Source organism: Rufibacter tibetensis (assembly GCF_001310085.1).
In the GTDB taxonomy this organism is placed as follows: Bacteria; Bacteroidota; Bacteroidia; order Cytophagales; family Hymenobacteraceae; genus Nibribacter; species Nibribacter tibetensis.
Map to the genome: position 1 here is coordinate 168,579 of NZ_CP012643.1, position 16,638 is coordinate 185,216.

Sequence of the window (16,638 nt, forward strand, 5' to 3'; positions counted from 1 at the left end):
TACATCTTCCGTGGTATACAAACAAGTGCTTACGCCACTTCCTTCGCCTCAGCCACAAAGGTTTCTTCTTCTGTGCGGTCCATTTTGAAGAACAGCTTCGCAATTGGAATCAACATCAAACCCGACAAGGCAAAGGCAATAAAGGACGTTTTCAAGCTGAACGCATGAGCCAGGTATCCGATCATAGGAGGCCCGATCAACATGCCCACAATCCCGAAGGTGGCAATCAGGGAAATGGCTATGCCCGGCGAATAGGTTTTTGAGGCTCCCGCCAGCGTGTAGGTCATGGGAATGACCGATGCCGTCCCAAACCCTACTAAGGAAAACCCGATCATGGCGGGCCAGAAGCTCGGGAAAACAATGGCCAAGGCTATTCCGGAAAAGATAAACACCCCGCTCAGCATGTAGGTGGTGGCCATACCTAGTTTGTCAATGAAAGAATCAGACACAAAACGGGAAAGCGCCATAAATGCCATAAAGGTCAGGTATCCTACGGTAAACAGATCCTCCTTCACTACCTGCTGAAAGTAAATCCCGCTCCAGTCAAACATCCCCCCTTCGCACACGGCCGCGAAGAACACCAATAGCCCCAGGTACATGATGTAAGGATCAGGCTTCTTGAAGGTCAGTTTGCTTCCGGAGGCGGATTGGTCGTTTCTTAGTAGATAGCGGAAAGAGTAGACCGTGGCCAACACACTAATGATGGAAACCGTGATCAGGTGTGGCACCATGGGCACATCAAAGGAAATCAACAAGGTGGTGAACCCCACCCCCAGAATACCGCCGGTGCTCCAAAGCCCGTGAAAAGAGCCGTTGATCTTCTTATCAAATTGTTTCTGCAGGGTAATGGCCTGGGTGTTCACGGAGATGTTGAAGATGCGCATGCTCAGCGAAAACAGAAACAACACCATAGAAAGCATGACTGGTGTAGACGCAAAGGCGATAAAAGAAAGGGCAATGGAGTTCAGCAAAAAGCCTACGGACAATGGTATTCTGGTCTCAAACTTTGACACAAGCCAGCCAGACAAGGGAACTCCTATCAGAGAGGAAACCGGCATGGTCAGAAGAATGGTGCCCAGTTCAGCCTCATTCAGATCCAAGGTTTGTTTGATGGTTGGAATTCGGGAGGCCCAACTGGAAAAATTGAATCCTGATAAAAAGAAGAAGACGCTCAGGAAAACCCGTTGCTTTTGTATTAACTGCATTTTGGAAAAATAACGGCGCAAAGATGCGCTATTTTATTTCTGCTTTGGGTACAAATCTGTTGTTTGTACCCAAAGCAGAACCTTTGAGAAGAAGACATTGAGAATCAAGTGCCAGATGGGTAAAGGTCTGGCGGCTCATTTCTGACCGTAATAGACTGGATTGGCCGCAGGGCACGGGTACTATCAATGAAGATAAAGGCATCATAGCGTTTTGGCATGACGGATGGTACGTAGTTACCCAGATGCTCTAGTTTGGGGTTGTACACCACCCCAATAGCCCTGTGCCCCACAGGTTTGTTCAGCATCTTGTTTTCCCTGATGTCTTTAGACAGAATGATCTTATTGGTGGGGCTCAGCTGATGCAGAATCTGCTCCCAGCTACCCTGGGTGGCAGGCGGCACCTGTATGGTTTTCATGGGGTCACCCCAGCTTCCGGCTGCAATGACGGTGCCTCTGTGAGAACCGAAGCCCACAATGAAGACATTGTCTTCCCCGTATTCTTTGCGCGCGAGTTGGCCCACGTTTACCTCGCCACTGCTAGCCATGTCGGTATAGCGGGCGTCGCCTACGTGGGTGTTGTGCTCCCAGACAACAGCTTTAGAAGTTGCCCCATGAAAGTCTAGCAGGCGCTTAAGGGTTTGGGCCATGTGATGGTCCCGTATGTTCCAAGACTCGGTGTTGCTGCTGACTGCGGTGCGGTAGTAACGTTCCCCGTTCAAAGCCACCAGGGCATTCTGTTCGGCTACAAACTGAGCCTCTGTCTGGCGGGCACTTTCCCCGGGTTTCTGCTGCCGAATTTCTTTCCAGAGGCGGGCCGTCTGGGCTCTGCAGTTAGCGGAGGCATTGGCTACGGCTTGGGCATACTGCATGGCATCAGCGCTGTACGGTTGAAAGCATTTGTGTACGCCCCGGGCGGCTTTTGTCAAGTCAGGATTGTCTTTGATGTAAGGCATGAGCTCGGTCATGGATTCCCAGAGGCAATACACATCCAATCCATAAAAGCCCACTTTCTCAGGAGCGGTTTTGTTCTGGTTGTACTGATTGAGCCAGGTGACCAGCGATGCCACTTCATAGTTTCCCCACATCCAGGTAGGCCAGCGGTTGTACTGCTCCAGCAACGCCACCGTGGCCACGCTGTCTTTCAAGGGACCTTTGATGTGCTGGTTTACCCGATAGGAATCGGCCCACTCGCCTTCCACGGCCACAAAGTCAAATCCTTTCTCCTGCATGAGGCGCTTGGTGATGGCCGCACGCCAGGTATAGTATTCTGAGGTTCCATGAGAAGCCTCGCCCAGCAAAACTACCCGCGCATCGCCTATCTCCTGCATTAAGATATCCAGGTCCCGCTCGTCTCTCAATGGGTAATTAGGAATGGTAAGGGTTACGGCCTTGTCTTTCTTCTGAGTTATTTGCTGCGCAGGGGCAGGCTGATCAGCTCTTTGTTGCGGCGCCTGTTTACACCCCAATAGCAGGAGGCATAGCGAAAACAGAAACCAACCTTTTGGGGATTCTTTCTTCCTCTTGTTCATACAGCACTTCCCTGTTAGGGCTTGTTTGAAGGTTATGCAAAAAATAAAGCTAGTACCCCAAGGCTTTTGCTGAACAAAACCTTGGGGTAACCTAGAAGGTATGTTTGATGAATAGTTTCAACTTACAAAGAACCAGGGGTAGTGTCCTGTGATCCGGTGGTTCTGCTTTGGGCATCTTCCAACGAAGGGAAATCATCAATGCCTCCGCTGGAACTAGTTCCGGTACTGCTTCCCTGGCCTACCACTCCGGTTCCGTAGATGTCAGAAGAACTGGCTGACCCGGCAGAGCTGCCATAACCACCCGTGGCCCCTCCTGCGCTTCCGGTTGCAGAATGGATGTCTGAAGCAATGCTTCCGGTCCTACCATAGGCACTGCTGTGGTTAGTTGTTTCGGTCATGTCTGAAGCGCTGCCGTATCCGCTGGCCGAACTGGTGACACTGCCCGTTGAATAATCTGCCGCCACGGGGTAAGAAGCAGGTGTTGGGGTTGACCTTTTTGGAGAAGGGAAGCTGAACGTAATCCCCTTCTTTTGTTTAGACAAATACACCCCGATGGCTCCCAATAAGGCAACTCCAGCAATAGCCGAGACTGTCTTCAGTTTTCCCTTGCCTGAATCTTCCGGCAACCAGCCCCCGTTCACCTTGTTCCAGTTGGTCATTGGTTCATACAGGTTGCCCTGGAATTGCCGCGACGGTTTGCTTTTGAAGTGATTGTGGGCAATCATCTTCTGCATGTACTTATCAAACAGCTCCGCCGGGGAAACCATGCGCTGAAAACGCATCATGCGGGACATGTTTCCCACCTGCACCTCCTCCTGCGGCTTTTTGGTGAGTTTGTAAATGGCTTTGGCTACCCGCTTGGCAGGGATTACCGGATTGGGGGCTTTCACCGCCTGGCCCATGTAGTTACCCGCATGCTGAAAAATTGGCGTGTCAATTACGGCTGGTAGCACACAGCACACATGAATGTCCTCTTCATCGGCGAGTTCTTGGGACAGGCTGATGCTCATGCCCCTGATAGCGAACTTGCTGGTGGTGTAAGGTATAGAGAAAGGCTGCCCAACCAGAGCCACCATAGAAGAAACATTAATCAGCGTGCCATACCCCTGAGAACGGAACTGTCTCACCGCAGCCCGCGCCCCATAGATGTACCCAAACAGGTTGATCTCCATCAACTGCCGGATGTCTTCGGTGGGTATTTCCTCAAAATGGCCAAAAAGCCCAACTGCGGCGTTGTTTACCCATACATCAAACCCGCCAAAGGTATCTCTGACGCGCGCGGCAAGGGCATTAATATCTTCTTCTTTGGCTACATCAGTAGGTACGGCTATGGCTTGTCCGCCTAACTGGGTACATTCTTCGGCTACTTCTTCCAAACCGGCCCCAAAACGGGCGGCCAATACTAAATCATAACCTTTGCGGGCGAACTCTAAAGCCGTAGCTCTACCAATTCCGCTGGATGCTCCTGTGATAACTGCGATCATTTCTTATCCTATTTAAAGTACATACTCAGCTAAAGAGGTACGCCCTTAAAATGGTTAAGTTTATAGAGATAAAGGATTTAAGTATTTTCCACATGCCGTAATGAGCCCACTCTGCAGGTTGAGGACTATTTAGCTTCACCTACACCCTCCTGTTTATCACCGGCGTAGAACCTTTGAGAAATGGTTTTTAGAAGTGATTTCTGGCAAAGAAAGCCCGTTGCAAATAAGCAACCTTCTTTTAGAAAAAAGGCCTCAAAAGAATAAGCGCATAATCTGGTGGAGAAGAAACGGCTTAAGCTGAAAGGTAAGTTCACCCGATTGCCCCGCCCTTTAGCTATCTCTCCTTTAGAGCAAGTGGCAAACTAAGTTTCTAAGTTGTAAAGATTCATTTCTCTTAAGAGGATTGGTACCACACCAATCCTTACCTGAAGTGGAACTACAATTCCACAAATTCTTTTGATTTTCTTCTTGCCTTAACCGCTGCCACAGCTTTCCTCCCTTGTGTTCCAGGAGTGTAGTTTACACGAATATGCTCTAACCTTGTTGACCCAAAAGAAAGGACAAGGAATCTGGAGACCACCCATCTTATATAAAGATTATAGCTGTTTATAATCTTCAGGTTTTTACTTGACCAATCATATAAGTTCACACAAGCCAAAGACAGAAACAAACACGTAGCCAAAGCAACAGAATAGCTTAATCCTGTAGCACTGAACTTGGGGACAAAAAGTATAAGAATATTGCCATACAAGAAAATGATAAAGGTATTTCCGCCGTAATAACTTATAGTCTGCCTGAGCTTATTTCCCATGTGCCGGACAATTACCCACGAGACAAACCAGAAGCTTAAAAAAGAAAGAATTCCGAAGGCAAAATACACGTAGCTATTATGAGCCCGGTAGGTTGAAGTGGAGGCCATTCTGATAACAAACTGGTCAAAGCCAATGGAATAGATCTCAGTACCTATAGCTACAACCGAAAGCACCGCCAGTGAAACCATAAGGCAGGTTTTAACATCTGCTTTTCTGTTGATTGTATAGTTTGCCGCCAATCCCCCAAAAACTACAAGTACCAAAGAATGTAGAATACTGGGCCCAATTTCATTCCCTACCCCGAAAAGATTCTTTCCAAGAACTTCAAAAGGAGCCGGAAAACCATTGCTTAAAGCTTTAGTTCCCTCTGCAACAACCAGCAAACCGGCTACTGTCAAAACCTCTCTATACCAGCCATATTTGAATCTGATCCACATCAGCACCAAAACTATAGGAATCAGAAATGTGTAGTATTTGAACAGGAACGCAAAGCCGTGTTCTACATAGGCAAAGGAGATGGTGCCCAACAGGATTTTAAAATTTCCTCCACCTACTGCCATAATAGCCAGGGAGGCGACTGCCACAAATGCCAGATAACAAATAACAGCCCTTGTCAGCATTTTCTGCGTGACTAAAGCTCCTCCCTTTGTCTTCCAGATATTGGCGTACACATACTCAATCATGAACCCAAAAATGATAAGTAAAGCCGACATGGAGGAACGGGTAAAAGCAGCCAGGTAGGGAAGATTAAGAGAACCTGAGCTTTGAGAGGCGTTGTACTTGTGAAGATCAAAACCAACCCCTTGTGATATTCTAAAATGTGCAACCAGCGCTAACAGCACAAAGAAAATACGAAGTAAATCAAAGCTAACCAGCCTTTTAGAATCTTTCATATATCGTCCTAAAACTCCTAAATCTTTAGAATAGAATTAACTTTATATAATTTTACTAACAATTATTATTTTGATTTACATTTACTGGTGAAATAAATTAAAAGATACACAGAATTATAACTTCCTAGATTTGTCTAGTAGCCAGGTACAATGTCGCACCCCAGAGTTTAAGGGAAAAGAAAAACTGACAGATGAATTATTGATCATAAACTGCGTCCAGACACAATTTATAGCATTTATATCCAATAAGTTAATAAGACAAAGCAAGCTTCAGACTCCTTGGCTCTTCATTTTCCTTGTAGTTTATTTGATCCATAATGATTTAGGAAGCAAATTAAATAAGTACAAAACTGCATTCATAGATCTAAACAGACTGTATGTATTTACCTCTAAAAATGGCGAACAGAAGACCCTTAAACCCTTTGCATATACATGCAAAAAGCTCCCGTTTAACGCCTGTTTTAGGAATACAGGCGTTAAACGGGAGCTTCAAACAAACAGAACCTACACCTTACATTTCTCTCTTCTGGTGCTGGATGTCGCCGCTGAGGAGTTCGTGTTTGAAGATGTTGTCATGGATGACCCGGGCTTGCTTTCCGGCTTCATCGGCTTTTTTGTAGAACAGGTCGGCTACCTCCTGTTGCTTTGTTTCCTTGAAGTGGTCGCCCATGTTTTGTAGCAACATTTTGGTTTCTTCCAGGCCGCGCATGCCCTGGTACAGCATGCTTTCCACCGATTCTGTCACCTCAGCTAGAAGGGTACTGATAGTATACGCGTGGCCGGTATGGCAGCGGAACCGGATCAGGTTGCCTTCAATTAGTTTGGTCAACGCTCCGTGGCAATCTGGGCAGGTAAAAGCGGTCAGGTTGCCTTTGTCTATAATCCCCATTTCAAAGGCATTGTCCTGCCGGGCAATGGTGATCTCTATTTTGATGCGTTCCATGTCCTCTTTGGAAATTCTTGGGGAGACAGAGCTGCTTCGGTGGTCAGGCGCACCAGCAAAGAGGCAAGGCCTGCCAGCGGCACAATGTGATCGGCTTCCACAAACTCCAGGGCATTAGACGGCATGTCGGGGAACGGGGCATCTTTGGGGTCCTGCACCACCGTGATGCCGCCCAACCGCTGCACCGACCACAAGCCGGAGGTTCCGTCATCGAGGTACCCGGTAAGAACCACGCCAATCACCCGGGGGCCGTGCACGTAGGCGGCAGACCGGAATAGGGCATCTATGGACGGACGGAATTTGTTTTCTTTAGGTCCCTTGGTCACCAGCACTTTGTCACCTTCTACCAAGAGGTGGTGGTCTGGAGGAGCCATGTAAATGAACCCGGGTTTATACTTCTCGCCGTTTACCGGGTATTTGGCTTTCAAGGGGGAAACCCTTGAGATCAGGTCGGGTAGGATGCTGTGCGTATGGGGCGCAACGTGCTGCACCACAAAGATTGGGGCCGGAAAATCTGCAGGCAGGCTTTTGGCAAACTCCAGCAAGGCGGTCACACCACCCGCGGATGACCCAATGACCACGATGTCCCGTTTAGTTTTTCTTTTTGAAGATTTAGCTTTGTCTGGCATGGTCGGGGATTTGTTAAGGTTCTATGGAACATAATTCCTCCTTCTCCTTCCACTCAGTTCCATAGAGGTAAACCTATGTTTACTCTAAACCAGGTGATAAGTTATTTGCGTCGAAGCTACGCCCCTAGCCAGGATACCGCATTATAAAAGGCTATTTCACCCCTTCTCCTGAAGAATGAAATAGCCTTTTATATTACAATAATCAAGCTTTTTCGCCTACAGTCCAGCCTTCGCGTTCTACAGGGGTTTGGTCAGGACCTTCCAGCAATGCATCGGCGACTAGTCCGGTGGTGAACGCATAAACGCCCTTGTGGAGTAGATCAAGCGCTTGTTCGTCTTTAGGCCAGGTCCAGGGAAGCGCCCCTACTCCGGTCATGTTCTCCTGGGTCTGATCAGCGAGCAAACGCAAATTCATGAACAGAAAAGAACCCACCGGGCCCCGTAATCCATTAGCGGCCATCAGCCCTCTGACAGCTCCCATTAAGATGCCTTGACCCCAATGCATGGTCCAGTTTAAGCCCAGCCTTTCTGAGTCAGGCTTTTGCGGAAGCCCCAGAAGCCGCTCCAACGTGTGGGCGGGCACGTAGGAGTTAGGACGTTTGGTAAACTGTTGCTCAATCTTCTCGGCCAGGGTCATGGCCGCCGCTCCGGCAGCCCCTGCTACCAATCCGTACAATAGTGCTTTTCCTGTCATAAGAGTGTCTGCTTAATTGTGTTGTTATGTCCACCCGTAAATGATTGTAATTAGTAAATGGGTTATTTGCACTACCCCTCTGGTGAGGTACGGCATTTTAGATTTACGACTAACCTTCAGGATAGATATTGATCATCTCCTACTTAGTCCCTGGCTAGCAGTTCTACGGCTAGTTCAGTAAGAGTGGGAGCAATGATTTCGGGCTCTGGTGCCTAAGGATATAGCGCTTGCCCTGGACGGGAAAGGAACGCAGCCCGTGCCCCCGCTCGCAAAGCTCCTGCCACGTCCCACCCATGAGCCGCCACCAGCATGATATCTTCCAATTTTACGTTCATTTTATCCGCCGCGTATTGATAAGTGAGGGCATTTGGTTAGAATTTCTCTACGCCATCTACGCTGAGGGTACCTTCAAAGAACCCTTTCAACCCCACTGCTTCCAGGTGCGGAAAGGATGACTTTGCGGGAGAGTTAGAAAGCGTGGCCAACCTGAAACCAGCTTCCTGGAGCCCCTGTAACCCTGGTATAACGTCGGGGTGTGGTTGGCTGCTCTTCACCATTTCCACCAGCTCCTTTTGCTTTGCCTCCGGCACCTCTTGTCCAGTCTTTTCTGCCATCATGTACATGACGGCCTGGCCCACCTTACTGAAATCGTGGTAAGTACCGGTTACGTTTTCTACCTGGGCATATTGGATCAGGAGTGAAAACCAGAGTTGGAAAGCCATCTCGTTCCCGAAGGTGGTATTCACGGCCTCTTTCATGTGCGAAAGATCCAGTAAAGTTTCGTTCACATCAAACAAAAGCAAGCCAGGGCGTTTTTTAGAGAAGAGATGCATGAGAAAGCGGGTTAGTAATTAATAACTACTAGCAGATACGTGGCAGAAAGGGATAAGACTGTTTTAAGCCCGATTTCTGAAGAACCTACCTAAAAGACAGAAGTGAACAACAACAGAAATCAGAGCGACCACTCAAATATTGTAATGTTCCTGTAAAACATTCACGAACTCCATTTGATTATGCGACCACGGAATGTGCCCACTGGCTGGTATAGTGTGGACCTGGGCAGTGGGGTACCGTTGCACCACATACCGCATGCTTTCCCCAAAAATATCCTGGTCCCCGTAGGTAATGGTGACCTTACATCCCGGCGTTTCCATGTCTGGGAGCAAAGGGTTCGCAATGATATTCTTTAGCGTGCGGTTAATGGCTTTGGCTTTGATACAGTAGATGGCAAAATCTTCGGGGTGTGCCTCTTTAAAGCCCCGGCTGAAATTGATCAACGCTTGGCCATAGAAGTTTTTGTACCCTTTGTTACTTCCTAATATCCCCAAAGCTGAGTTAGCGTTCATGGCGGCAAACTCCAGGAAAGAAGTTTTCTTTTTGTTGTAGCGGGCTATTTCCAGCATGGCTTCGGTCCATTGCGTGCCGGTGCCGGACCCAGGACTGCACAGAAACAAACTCAATAAGCGGCTTTGAAACTGCTGGGCATACACCTGCGCATACAACCCACCCCAGGAATGCCCAAACAAGTGAAACTTCTCCACCTTGAAATGGTCGGCTATCCGGTTGATGTCTGCATTATACCGCTCCAAAGAATAGTCGTGCGAAGTACACGGTGACCGAAGCGTGCCCCTCTGGTGAAAGGTAATCACTTGGAAGTACCTGGACAGGTACTTTCTCATAAAGGTCAGCCCATCGGGTACTCCTGGCCCACCATGCAGCAGAATGACAGTTTCTTTTCCCCGGTTGGGGTAAATGGTAGTGAACAACCAGGTATCTATGTTCTGGAGTAGTATGTCCATGGCTACTTTAGTAAGGACTTTCTAAAAGCCTCTTGTACGCAGAATCTTTTATGAATAAGTACTTATTTTTCTCTCCTGGCTAAAGTAGCCAGCAGCGCTTTCACACTAGTGGCCATTTCGTGCAGGACCTTTTGCCAGACTTCAGGGTCACCGTTCAGGAAGAACTTCTGGTTTATCTCCAGCTCAAAACCGGCGTACTGGTCATTGCTGAATTTGGTGCGCAGGTACGTAGGCAGGCCATCATCTACCCCGGGATAAGGCGAGTTGTCCAACACCTTGCGATCCAGGTTTTGATTTTGAAGATCGGCTTTAAGTTGGGCGGCAATCTCTTTTTCCCAGGATCTGTCCGGATCAAACAAAATCCCGATCTCCGCTTCGCGCACTTCACCCTCCTTTACCGGGGTAAACGTGTGCACCGCCAGATGCAGGACCTTGTTTCCGGCTTCTACTTCTTCCCTTACTTTTTCCTCCACCTCATCACGGTGCGGGAAATAATACTTGTCCAGAATGGTGTGCTTCTCCTCTTCAGAAAGGTCTTTGGTAAAGTCAGAGAACAGCTCCTCACTGTCTAAGGACCGGTTGTGTTCTACCAGCAGCCGGGAGATAGAAGTAGAGTACAAGGGCAGGTAACAGGCCGTAGCCAGGTGCCGGGCCAGCCGCAGCGCGCCAAAATCAATGGCTTTGTGCGAGTAAAGTTCTTCCTCTTTCCCTTTGAACAGGTGCTCAAACTCAGGCGGAAGTTCATTGCCCGCGTGCTCACAGGTGAGAATACAGGTAACAGGCATAGTGATGGTAAAATTAGTGGTACTTTATTTTACAGCAATTTTCCGAAAAGAAGCTTTGAAACACCGGCTACTTGTGGTGTTCAGCAGGCTTGTGCTAAACGGTGAATCGGATGGTAGATCCCTTGTCAGAAACATCCAGGTGCACCAGCGTCCCGAAGATCATGGCCTTGTTCACCTTCCCGTGGCCGGCCTGAAACCCGAAACAAACCGGGAAGTTAAATTCCTGCACGGCATCCAAAACAATCTCCTCGGGTGTTTTCCCGAAAGGCGGCTCGTCCTCCTCTATTTCTATCAGATCTCCCACCACCAGCCCCCGCACGTAATCAAACTTGCCTGCCTTTTTCAAAGAAGTGAGGTAACTGTCCAGCCGGAATTTGTGCTCCCCTACCTCTTCCAGAAACAGGATTTTTCCGTTTGAATTTACCTCAGAGAGGGTGCCTTTGGCATTGCACAAAACGCTGGCAGTTCCGCCTACCAACATCCCTTCAGCGGAGCCAGGCTGGTTGAGGGGGTGCGGTTTGACATGGTATTCCAGTTTCTCCCCAAACAAGGCTTTCCGGAGCGACTCCCAGGACTGGGCCTGGTACCCTTCTTCCAGATCGGCGGCCATGGTGCCATGAATGGTGGCGGTACTTAACATGCCCTGTACATGGCTGTGCAGAAAGGTAGTATCACTGTAACCCACCAGCCATTTTGGGTTGTACTTGAATTTACTGAAATCCACCTGGTCAATAATCCGGATGATGCCGTACCCGCCCGTAGTTTGCAGCACGGCTTTGATTTCGGGGTTGTCCAGCATCTTCTGCAGATCTTTCTTCCGGACATCATCAGAGCCCGCAAAGCTTCCGTGGCGGGCTCCAATGGTTTTGCCCAAAACCGGCTCCAGCTTCCACTCTTTCAGGATTTGGACCAGCTTGTCTATGTAGGCTTTCTCGGTGTAGCTACTAGTGCTTATGACGCCAACTTTGTCACCTGCTTTCAGAAAAGGGGGAATGATCATGGTGCTGTCCTTTTCTCTTCGGAACGTGAGATACCCTTCATGAGTTGACCTGCCCGGCCAAGGCAGTAAATTCACCTAAAAGGTGCCGTGTTCATACAGTTTCACCTAAGGTGGAAGATGGATTGTTTCAGGCCACTTTTTAGAAAACTGCCCCTAAACCAAATCACTCAAAAAGCGAGTATTCTTCCGTTGCAAAGCCGGTGCGGGAATGTGTAGTTTTGCGGCTAATTAACAGGAAGCATTGGCAGAGGCAGAAGAAAAGAAAGCGGGTAAGGCGGAGCGAAACGGCATCAACATTCAGAATGAGCGATCCTTGCACATTGGGTTAAAGCAGTGGTATGCGCAGCCGCAGGACCGGTTTGAGGTGCCGGTGGGCGGGTTTGTGATTGACCTGGTACGCGGTCCGCAATTGGTAGAGATCCAGACCCGGAACTTCACGGCAATCAGACCCAAACTGAAAGCGCTGCTGAAAGAACATCCGGTGCATCTGGTTCACCCCATCACCTATGAGAAATGGGTGGTGCAGGTAGAAGACAAAGGAGACACGGTACTTTCCCGGCGCAAGTCATCTTACCGTGGAGCTCTGACTGATATTTTTGAGGAACTGGTGCGTTTGCCGGAGCTGGTGCTACACGAGGGGTTTACCTTGGAGTTTCCCTTCATCCGGGAAGAGGAAATCAGGTGCCGCGACGGGAAAGGCAGCAAACACCGCAAGAAAGTCAGCATCAAAGACCGCAGGCTGTTAGAGGTGATTAGCACGCACCGCTTTTCCTGTGCCCAGGACTTTCTGCAGTTCCTGCCCTCCACCCTTCCACAGCCCTTCTCCAACAAAGACTTGGCGAAAGCCCTGCGCCTGCCCCTCCACCGGTGCCGCCAGATCACGTATTGCCTGCGCAAAATGGAAGCCATTGCCGTGGTAGGCAAAAACCGGAACGAACTGCTGTACTGCATTGCTTCTGTACCTTTTTCAGAGGCATACGCCGATTAGACAAGTACTGAAGAGACTAGTCTAACTTTTGTTTCCGGCCCCATTTCCAGAAAACAACTGCAAACGACTACCGCATATAACCCTGCACAAACGTAAATGGACTAAGGTCACTGTAGGACCTAATCCTTTACATGTCTTGCCTCCACTCCTTCTTTCTAAGCAGATTCTCCCCTAGGCTTGTAACCCTCTGGTTTATCTCCGTATGCATTACTTTGTGCACCTGTAAAGAAGGAGGTGAAATGATTGTCAGCAGAAACACCTACAAAACCGGGCGCCTTACGGCCAGGCCAGCTACTCCCACCCAGCAGCCCACGGCTAAAAGCGGCGTGCAATCCCTCAACCTGGACTCCACCAAAGACGGCTTGTTGTACGTGCCCAAAGGCTATTCCCCTGCCAATCCGGCTGCCCTGGCAGTGATGCTGCACGGTTCGGGTGGTAATCCAGAACAGGGCATGTGGTTGCTGCAGCGGTATGCAGATGCCCATAATATGATCCTGATTGCTCCTGCCTCCCGCAAATACACCTGGGATGTAATTGTGAGCGACTCCTTTGGTCCTGATGTCATTTACATAGACCAGGCTCTTGCCCACGTCTTTAATCACTATGCCATTGACACCACCCGCATTGCTCTGGGCGGATTTTCTGATGGCGCCTCTTACGCGTTGTGTCTGGGTTTGACCAACGGAGACCTGTTCACCCACATCATCGCCTTTTCACCAGGGTTTGGTTTCAGCCTGGAGAAAGTAGGAAGGTCCGCCATCTTTATCTCCCATGGCTTGCATGACAGTGTGTTGCCCATTGACCCTTGCAGCCGCAACGTAGTAAAGGACCTGAAAAGCCAGGACCGCGAAGTATACTACCTTGAATTTAACGGTGATCACGAAATTCCCGAGAACATCTCGAATACAGCCGTGCAGTGGTTTACAGGGCAGCAATAAGCCATAAACTAAAGAAAGCGGCTTTTTTTGGACAGGAGTACTTTCTACCCGCAAATCCGCTTCAACTCCTGTAAAGGCGTTTCAGGTGGCCTTTATTTTAGCTGCTCGTTTTTATCCTGTTTTCCAGGAAAGAAGCATAAAGCCAGCCTTAGAGGAATGTTCCGGTAAAAGAGAAACGCCACCTTTTATCTAAACCGATCAGAGTTAGGACCGTTAAAATAGGGTATGTGACACCATTTAACCTTGGAATTATGGATAGATACGATAGAGAAAGGAACGATAGAGACCACAGGGACGAAGGCAGATACAACTCTCACCACCGGAACCAGCACGACTCTAACGACTGGCCAGGCCGTGAGATGAGCCGTGAGGACCAGCACTTCCAGCATTACAGAGGACATCACCCACAAGACTTCAGGCAACACGACCATAACCGCTACGGGCAGGATCACGGCTACCACCGGGAAGGCCGGCGCATGGATGATTCGCACCGTTACCGGCGAGACCAGGACGGCCGTCACCCTTACCAAACAAACTACAGCCGCAACCAGGACCAATTTGGCGACGGGTACCAGGATAATTTCCGTCATGAACCCACCTTACCCAAGGGGGGCGAAGACGATGATTTGATAGGCAACATCCGGCAGGGCTACGGCATTTCCAGCTATGACGGCACCTCAGACCGGTTCAACACCCTCAACAGCGAACACCGCTACGGCACCCAGCAAGACCAACAATCCTATTATAACGGTAGCCAGAACGAGTACCGCAGTTCTCAGTTTGGCGGTGGCGCAGGAGACGCTTCTACGCACTCAGATAGGGGCATTCCAAACTACGGCACGCGTTCGTTCAGTGACCAATACGGCTCTGGTTTGGGAAGCTCATATAGCGGCACCAACTACGGCGCAGGCCGGGGGTATGTAGGTGGTCACCAGGGCGGCACCTGGGGCGACAACACCTATGGCACCAACTCGGGTAATCTGGGCGGCTACGGTCCTATGGGAGACAGTACGTACGGCGGGGGCCGGGGCAGTTATGGAAGTACCTCCTCCCAGAACTCCAACCGGGGTGATGCAGAGGTAGGCGGTTTTTAAAGCAGCAGTTGCAAGATGCTTTAAAAGCACAAAAAGCGTCAGGTGATAGCACCTGACGCTTTTTGTTTGAGGTGCTTTCAGTTTAAGATCTGATCACCCTTGTGGAGGCAAACGAATGCTTCAACAAACTATGGCCAAGTTCATCTATCCTTAGAAATCAACTTGTTAAGTACATCTGCGATAAACCAGAAGTGAAAGGTCAAATAATAAAATATAGTATATTGGCTATCAACTGAAAGCAAGGCATTTGTACTCCTCAGCTGTAACCATAGAACTATGAAAACCGGAAGATTAGAAGCCTTTAGTGATGGGGTCCTGGCCATCATCATCACCATCATGGTGCTGGAAATCAAAGTGCCCCATGAACCCACCTTTGACGCGCTTACGCCCCTACTTCCAATTTTTCTGAGTTACCTGCTCAGTTTTATCTACATAGGCATTTACTGGAACAACCACCACCACATGCTGCACAGCACCGAGAAGATCAACGGTCCTATTTTGTGGGCCAACCTGCACCTGCTGTTCTGGATTTCCCTCATTCCCTTTGCCACCGGTTGGGTGGGCGAAAACCATTTTGCTGCCCCTGCCCTTGCCGTGTATGGAGTCATTTTGTTTATGTCTTCGGTGGCGTACTGGATTCTGGAGCAGCTCATCATCAGAAAGAATGGCAAACATTCGCTGCTGGCCGTTGCCGTGGGCAAAGACCTGAAAGGCAAACTATCACCCATTCTGTACCTGGTCGCCATATTGGCCACGTTTGTGATTCCATGGGTGGCCCAGGCCATTTACATAGTAGTAGCGCTGATCTGGCTTATTCCAGACACCCGCATTGAGCGAATCTATGACAAAGAAGAATTGCTGCACCAACAGCACCAACGGGAGCGAGAGCGGGAACAGGAACCTGTGTAGTCATTTTCCTCATACCTATCCTGGTAGTTTCATTTGTTTCCGGATACCAGTTGGATAGGTAGGCTGACGGAAAAAGTTTAATCACCTACCAGTTCTAGCCAGACTAGAAGTACAATCCCTATATTCAATAAATTCAATACTTAATTTCTTCTGGTCCGTATAAACACTTAAATAAAAAGATATTACTATGGAAATGGTCACTAAACTTACAAAGGCCGGCATTGGCTTAGCCATGCTGTTTATGTTTTCCTCCTGCACACAGGAAGCGAAAAATGAAACTAATGCCGAAGCCACCGAAGTAGAAGCAGAAACCAGTGCTGCCGGTTCTGAGGTCTCTTCTGAAATGGGTGAGGCAGGCAACGAAGTAGACAGTGAACTGAACGATTTTTCAAATTGGGTAAAGGATAAGACTGCCCGAGCTGAAACTGCGACTGAAGCGGAATGGCAAGAGTTCGAAACCGAATACAAACGCCGTGAAGCGGAGCTGGACGCCAAAAGCAGTACTTGGGATGAAAAAACCAAACGGGAATGGGAAGACGTAAAAGACTCCTGGAATAAAACCGAAAACAAGGTACAGGAGAGGCTAAGAAACTTAGGTAGAGAAAACAACAACTAAGATTTCGCTTGAAAAAGCGCTTCACCCAAGGAGAGATGTAAGGGAGCTCCCCGAGCATCTCTCCTTTTTTTGTGACGTTTCGCAGAAACAAGCCCAAAGTCTCACCCTACTGGTTCATTTTTGGATGAGGTAGCTTACTTACCATTTAAAGCGACAAGCTAAAACGCAGCTTAATTTGATTGCCTTGAACATTGGTTCTAACAGGTGCTATCTGGTCTACAGGGCTTTCTGCACCTCTTCATATAATTTCACCTAAAACGCAAAAGCCCGGGAAAATCCCCGGGCTTTTGCGTTCGTGTGCTTTAATCTGCAATAAATGG

The 16,638-nt window shown here is 48.9% G+C and carries 17 protein-coding genes; 5 read left to right on the plus strand and 12 right to left on the minus strand.

Annotation, left to right across the window (positions count from 1 at the left end):
* Positions 1–29: 29 nt before the first annotated feature.
* The 12 genes from DC20_RS00665 to DC20_RS00715 form a co-directional block, all read right to left on the minus strand.
* Entirely contained in the window at positions 30–1,205 is a 1,176-nt protein-coding gene (locus DC20_RS00665) for an MFS transporter (protein ID WP_062542068.1), read from the minus strand.
* A gap of 104 nt (positions 1,206–1,309) precedes the next feature.
* On the minus strand, positions 1,310–2,734 hold the full coding sequence (locus DC20_RS00670) for an erythromycin esterase family protein (protein WP_245652273.1): 1,425 nt from the start codon (positions 2,732–2,734) through the stop codon (positions 1,310–1,312).
* Positions 2,735–2,856: 122 nt separating this feature from the next.
* The gene (locus tag DC20_RS00675) at positions 2,857–4,218 is read right to left on the minus strand and encodes an SDR family oxidoreductase (protein ID WP_071885345.1); all 1,362 of its coding nucleotides are present in this window, start codon (positions 4,216–4,218) and stop codon (positions 2,857–2,859) included.
* 436 nt (positions 4,219–4,654) lie between these two features.
* Positions 4,655–5,923: a hypothetical protein gene (locus tag DC20_RS00685; protein WP_062542070.1), complete on the minus strand. Its 1,269-nt coding sequence runs from the start codon at positions 5,921–5,923 to the stop codon at positions 4,655–4,657.
* A gap of 511 nt (positions 5,924–6,434) precedes the next feature.
* Positions 6,435–6,866: a hypothetical protein gene (locus tag DC20_RS23280; protein WP_245652274.1), complete on the minus strand. Its 432-nt coding sequence runs from the start codon at positions 6,864–6,866 to the stop codon at positions 6,435–6,437.
* Positions 6,848–7,495 (minus strand): chemotaxis protein CheB, encoded by a 648-nt coding sequence (locus DC20_RS23285; protein WP_245652275.1) that lies wholly within the window; start codon positions 7,493–7,495, stop codon positions 6,848–6,850. Before DC20_RS23285 ends, DC20_RS23280 begins: the two co-directional genes overlap by 19 nt.
* A gap of 202 nt (positions 7,496–7,697) precedes the next feature.
* Positions 7,698–8,189, minus strand: a complete 492-nt coding sequence (locus DC20_RS00695) for a hypothetical protein (protein WP_218918722.1) — start codon at positions 8,187–8,189, stop codon at positions 7,698–7,700.
* 212 nt (positions 8,190–8,401) lie between these two features.
* The gene (locus DC20_RS23510; RefSeq protein WP_262506332.1) at positions 8,402–8,524 is read right to left on the minus strand and encodes a hypothetical protein; all 123 of its coding nucleotides are present in this window, start codon (positions 8,522–8,524) and stop codon (positions 8,402–8,404) included.
* 36 nt (positions 8,525–8,560) lie between these two features.
* Positions 8,561–9,022: an HAD family hydrolase gene (locus DC20_RS00700; protein WP_083470197.1), complete on the minus strand. Its 462-nt coding sequence runs from the start codon at positions 9,020–9,022 to the stop codon at positions 8,561–8,563.
* A gap of 132 nt (positions 9,023–9,154) precedes the next feature.
* Positions 9,155–9,988 carry an alpha/beta fold hydrolase gene (locus tag DC20_RS00705; protein WP_062542071.1) on the minus strand — a complete coding sequence of 278 codons (834 nt, stop codon included), beginning with the start codon at positions 9,986–9,988 and terminating at the stop codon, positions 9,155–9,157.
* 62 nt (positions 9,989–10,050) lie between these two features.
* Positions 10,051–10,773 (minus strand): N-formylglutamate amidohydrolase, encoded by a 723-nt coding sequence (locus DC20_RS00710; RefSeq protein ID WP_062542072.1) that lies wholly within the window; start codon positions 10,771–10,773, stop codon positions 10,051–10,053.
* Positions 10,774–10,867: 94 nt separating this feature from the next.
* On the minus strand, positions 10,868–11,773 hold the full coding sequence (locus DC20_RS00715; protein WP_062542073.1) for a S66 peptidase family protein: 906 nt from the start codon (positions 11,771–11,773) through the stop codon (positions 10,868–10,870).
* A 241-nt stretch (positions 11,774–12,014) separates the two neighbouring features.
* Here DC20_RS00715 and DC20_RS00720 point away from each other — a divergent pair, with 241 nt between their 5' ends.
* The 5 genes from DC20_RS00720 (at position 12,015) to DC20_RS00740 (ending at position 16,318) form a co-directional block, all read left to right on the plus strand.
* Positions 12,015–12,761, plus strand: a complete 747-nt coding sequence (locus DC20_RS00720) for a hypothetical protein (RefSeq protein ID WP_062542074.1) — start codon at positions 12,015–12,017, stop codon at positions 12,759–12,761.
* Between the two features lie 239 nt (positions 12,762–13,000).
* Positions 13,001–13,699, plus strand: a complete 699-nt coding sequence (locus tag DC20_RS00725) for an alpha/beta hydrolase (protein WP_062542075.1) — start codon at positions 13,001–13,003, stop codon at positions 13,697–13,699.
* A gap of 251 nt (positions 13,700–13,950) precedes the next feature.
* The gene (locus DC20_RS00730) at positions 13,951–14,793 is read left to right on the plus strand and encodes a hypothetical protein (RefSeq protein ID WP_062542076.1); all 843 of its coding nucleotides are present in this window, start codon (positions 13,951–13,953) and stop codon (positions 14,791–14,793) included.
* A gap of 276 nt (positions 14,794–15,069) precedes the next feature.
* Positions 15,070–15,702 (plus strand): TMEM175 family protein, encoded by a 633-nt coding sequence (locus DC20_RS00735; RefSeq protein ID WP_062542077.1) that lies wholly within the window; start codon positions 15,070–15,072, stop codon positions 15,700–15,702.
* 187 nt (positions 15,703–15,889) lie between these two features.
* Positions 15,890–16,318, plus strand: coding sequence for a hypothetical protein (locus DC20_RS00740; RefSeq protein ID WP_062542078.1), 429 nt, complete (start codon positions 15,890–15,892; stop codon positions 16,316–16,318).
* Positions 16,319–16,638: the final 320 nt, after the last annotated feature.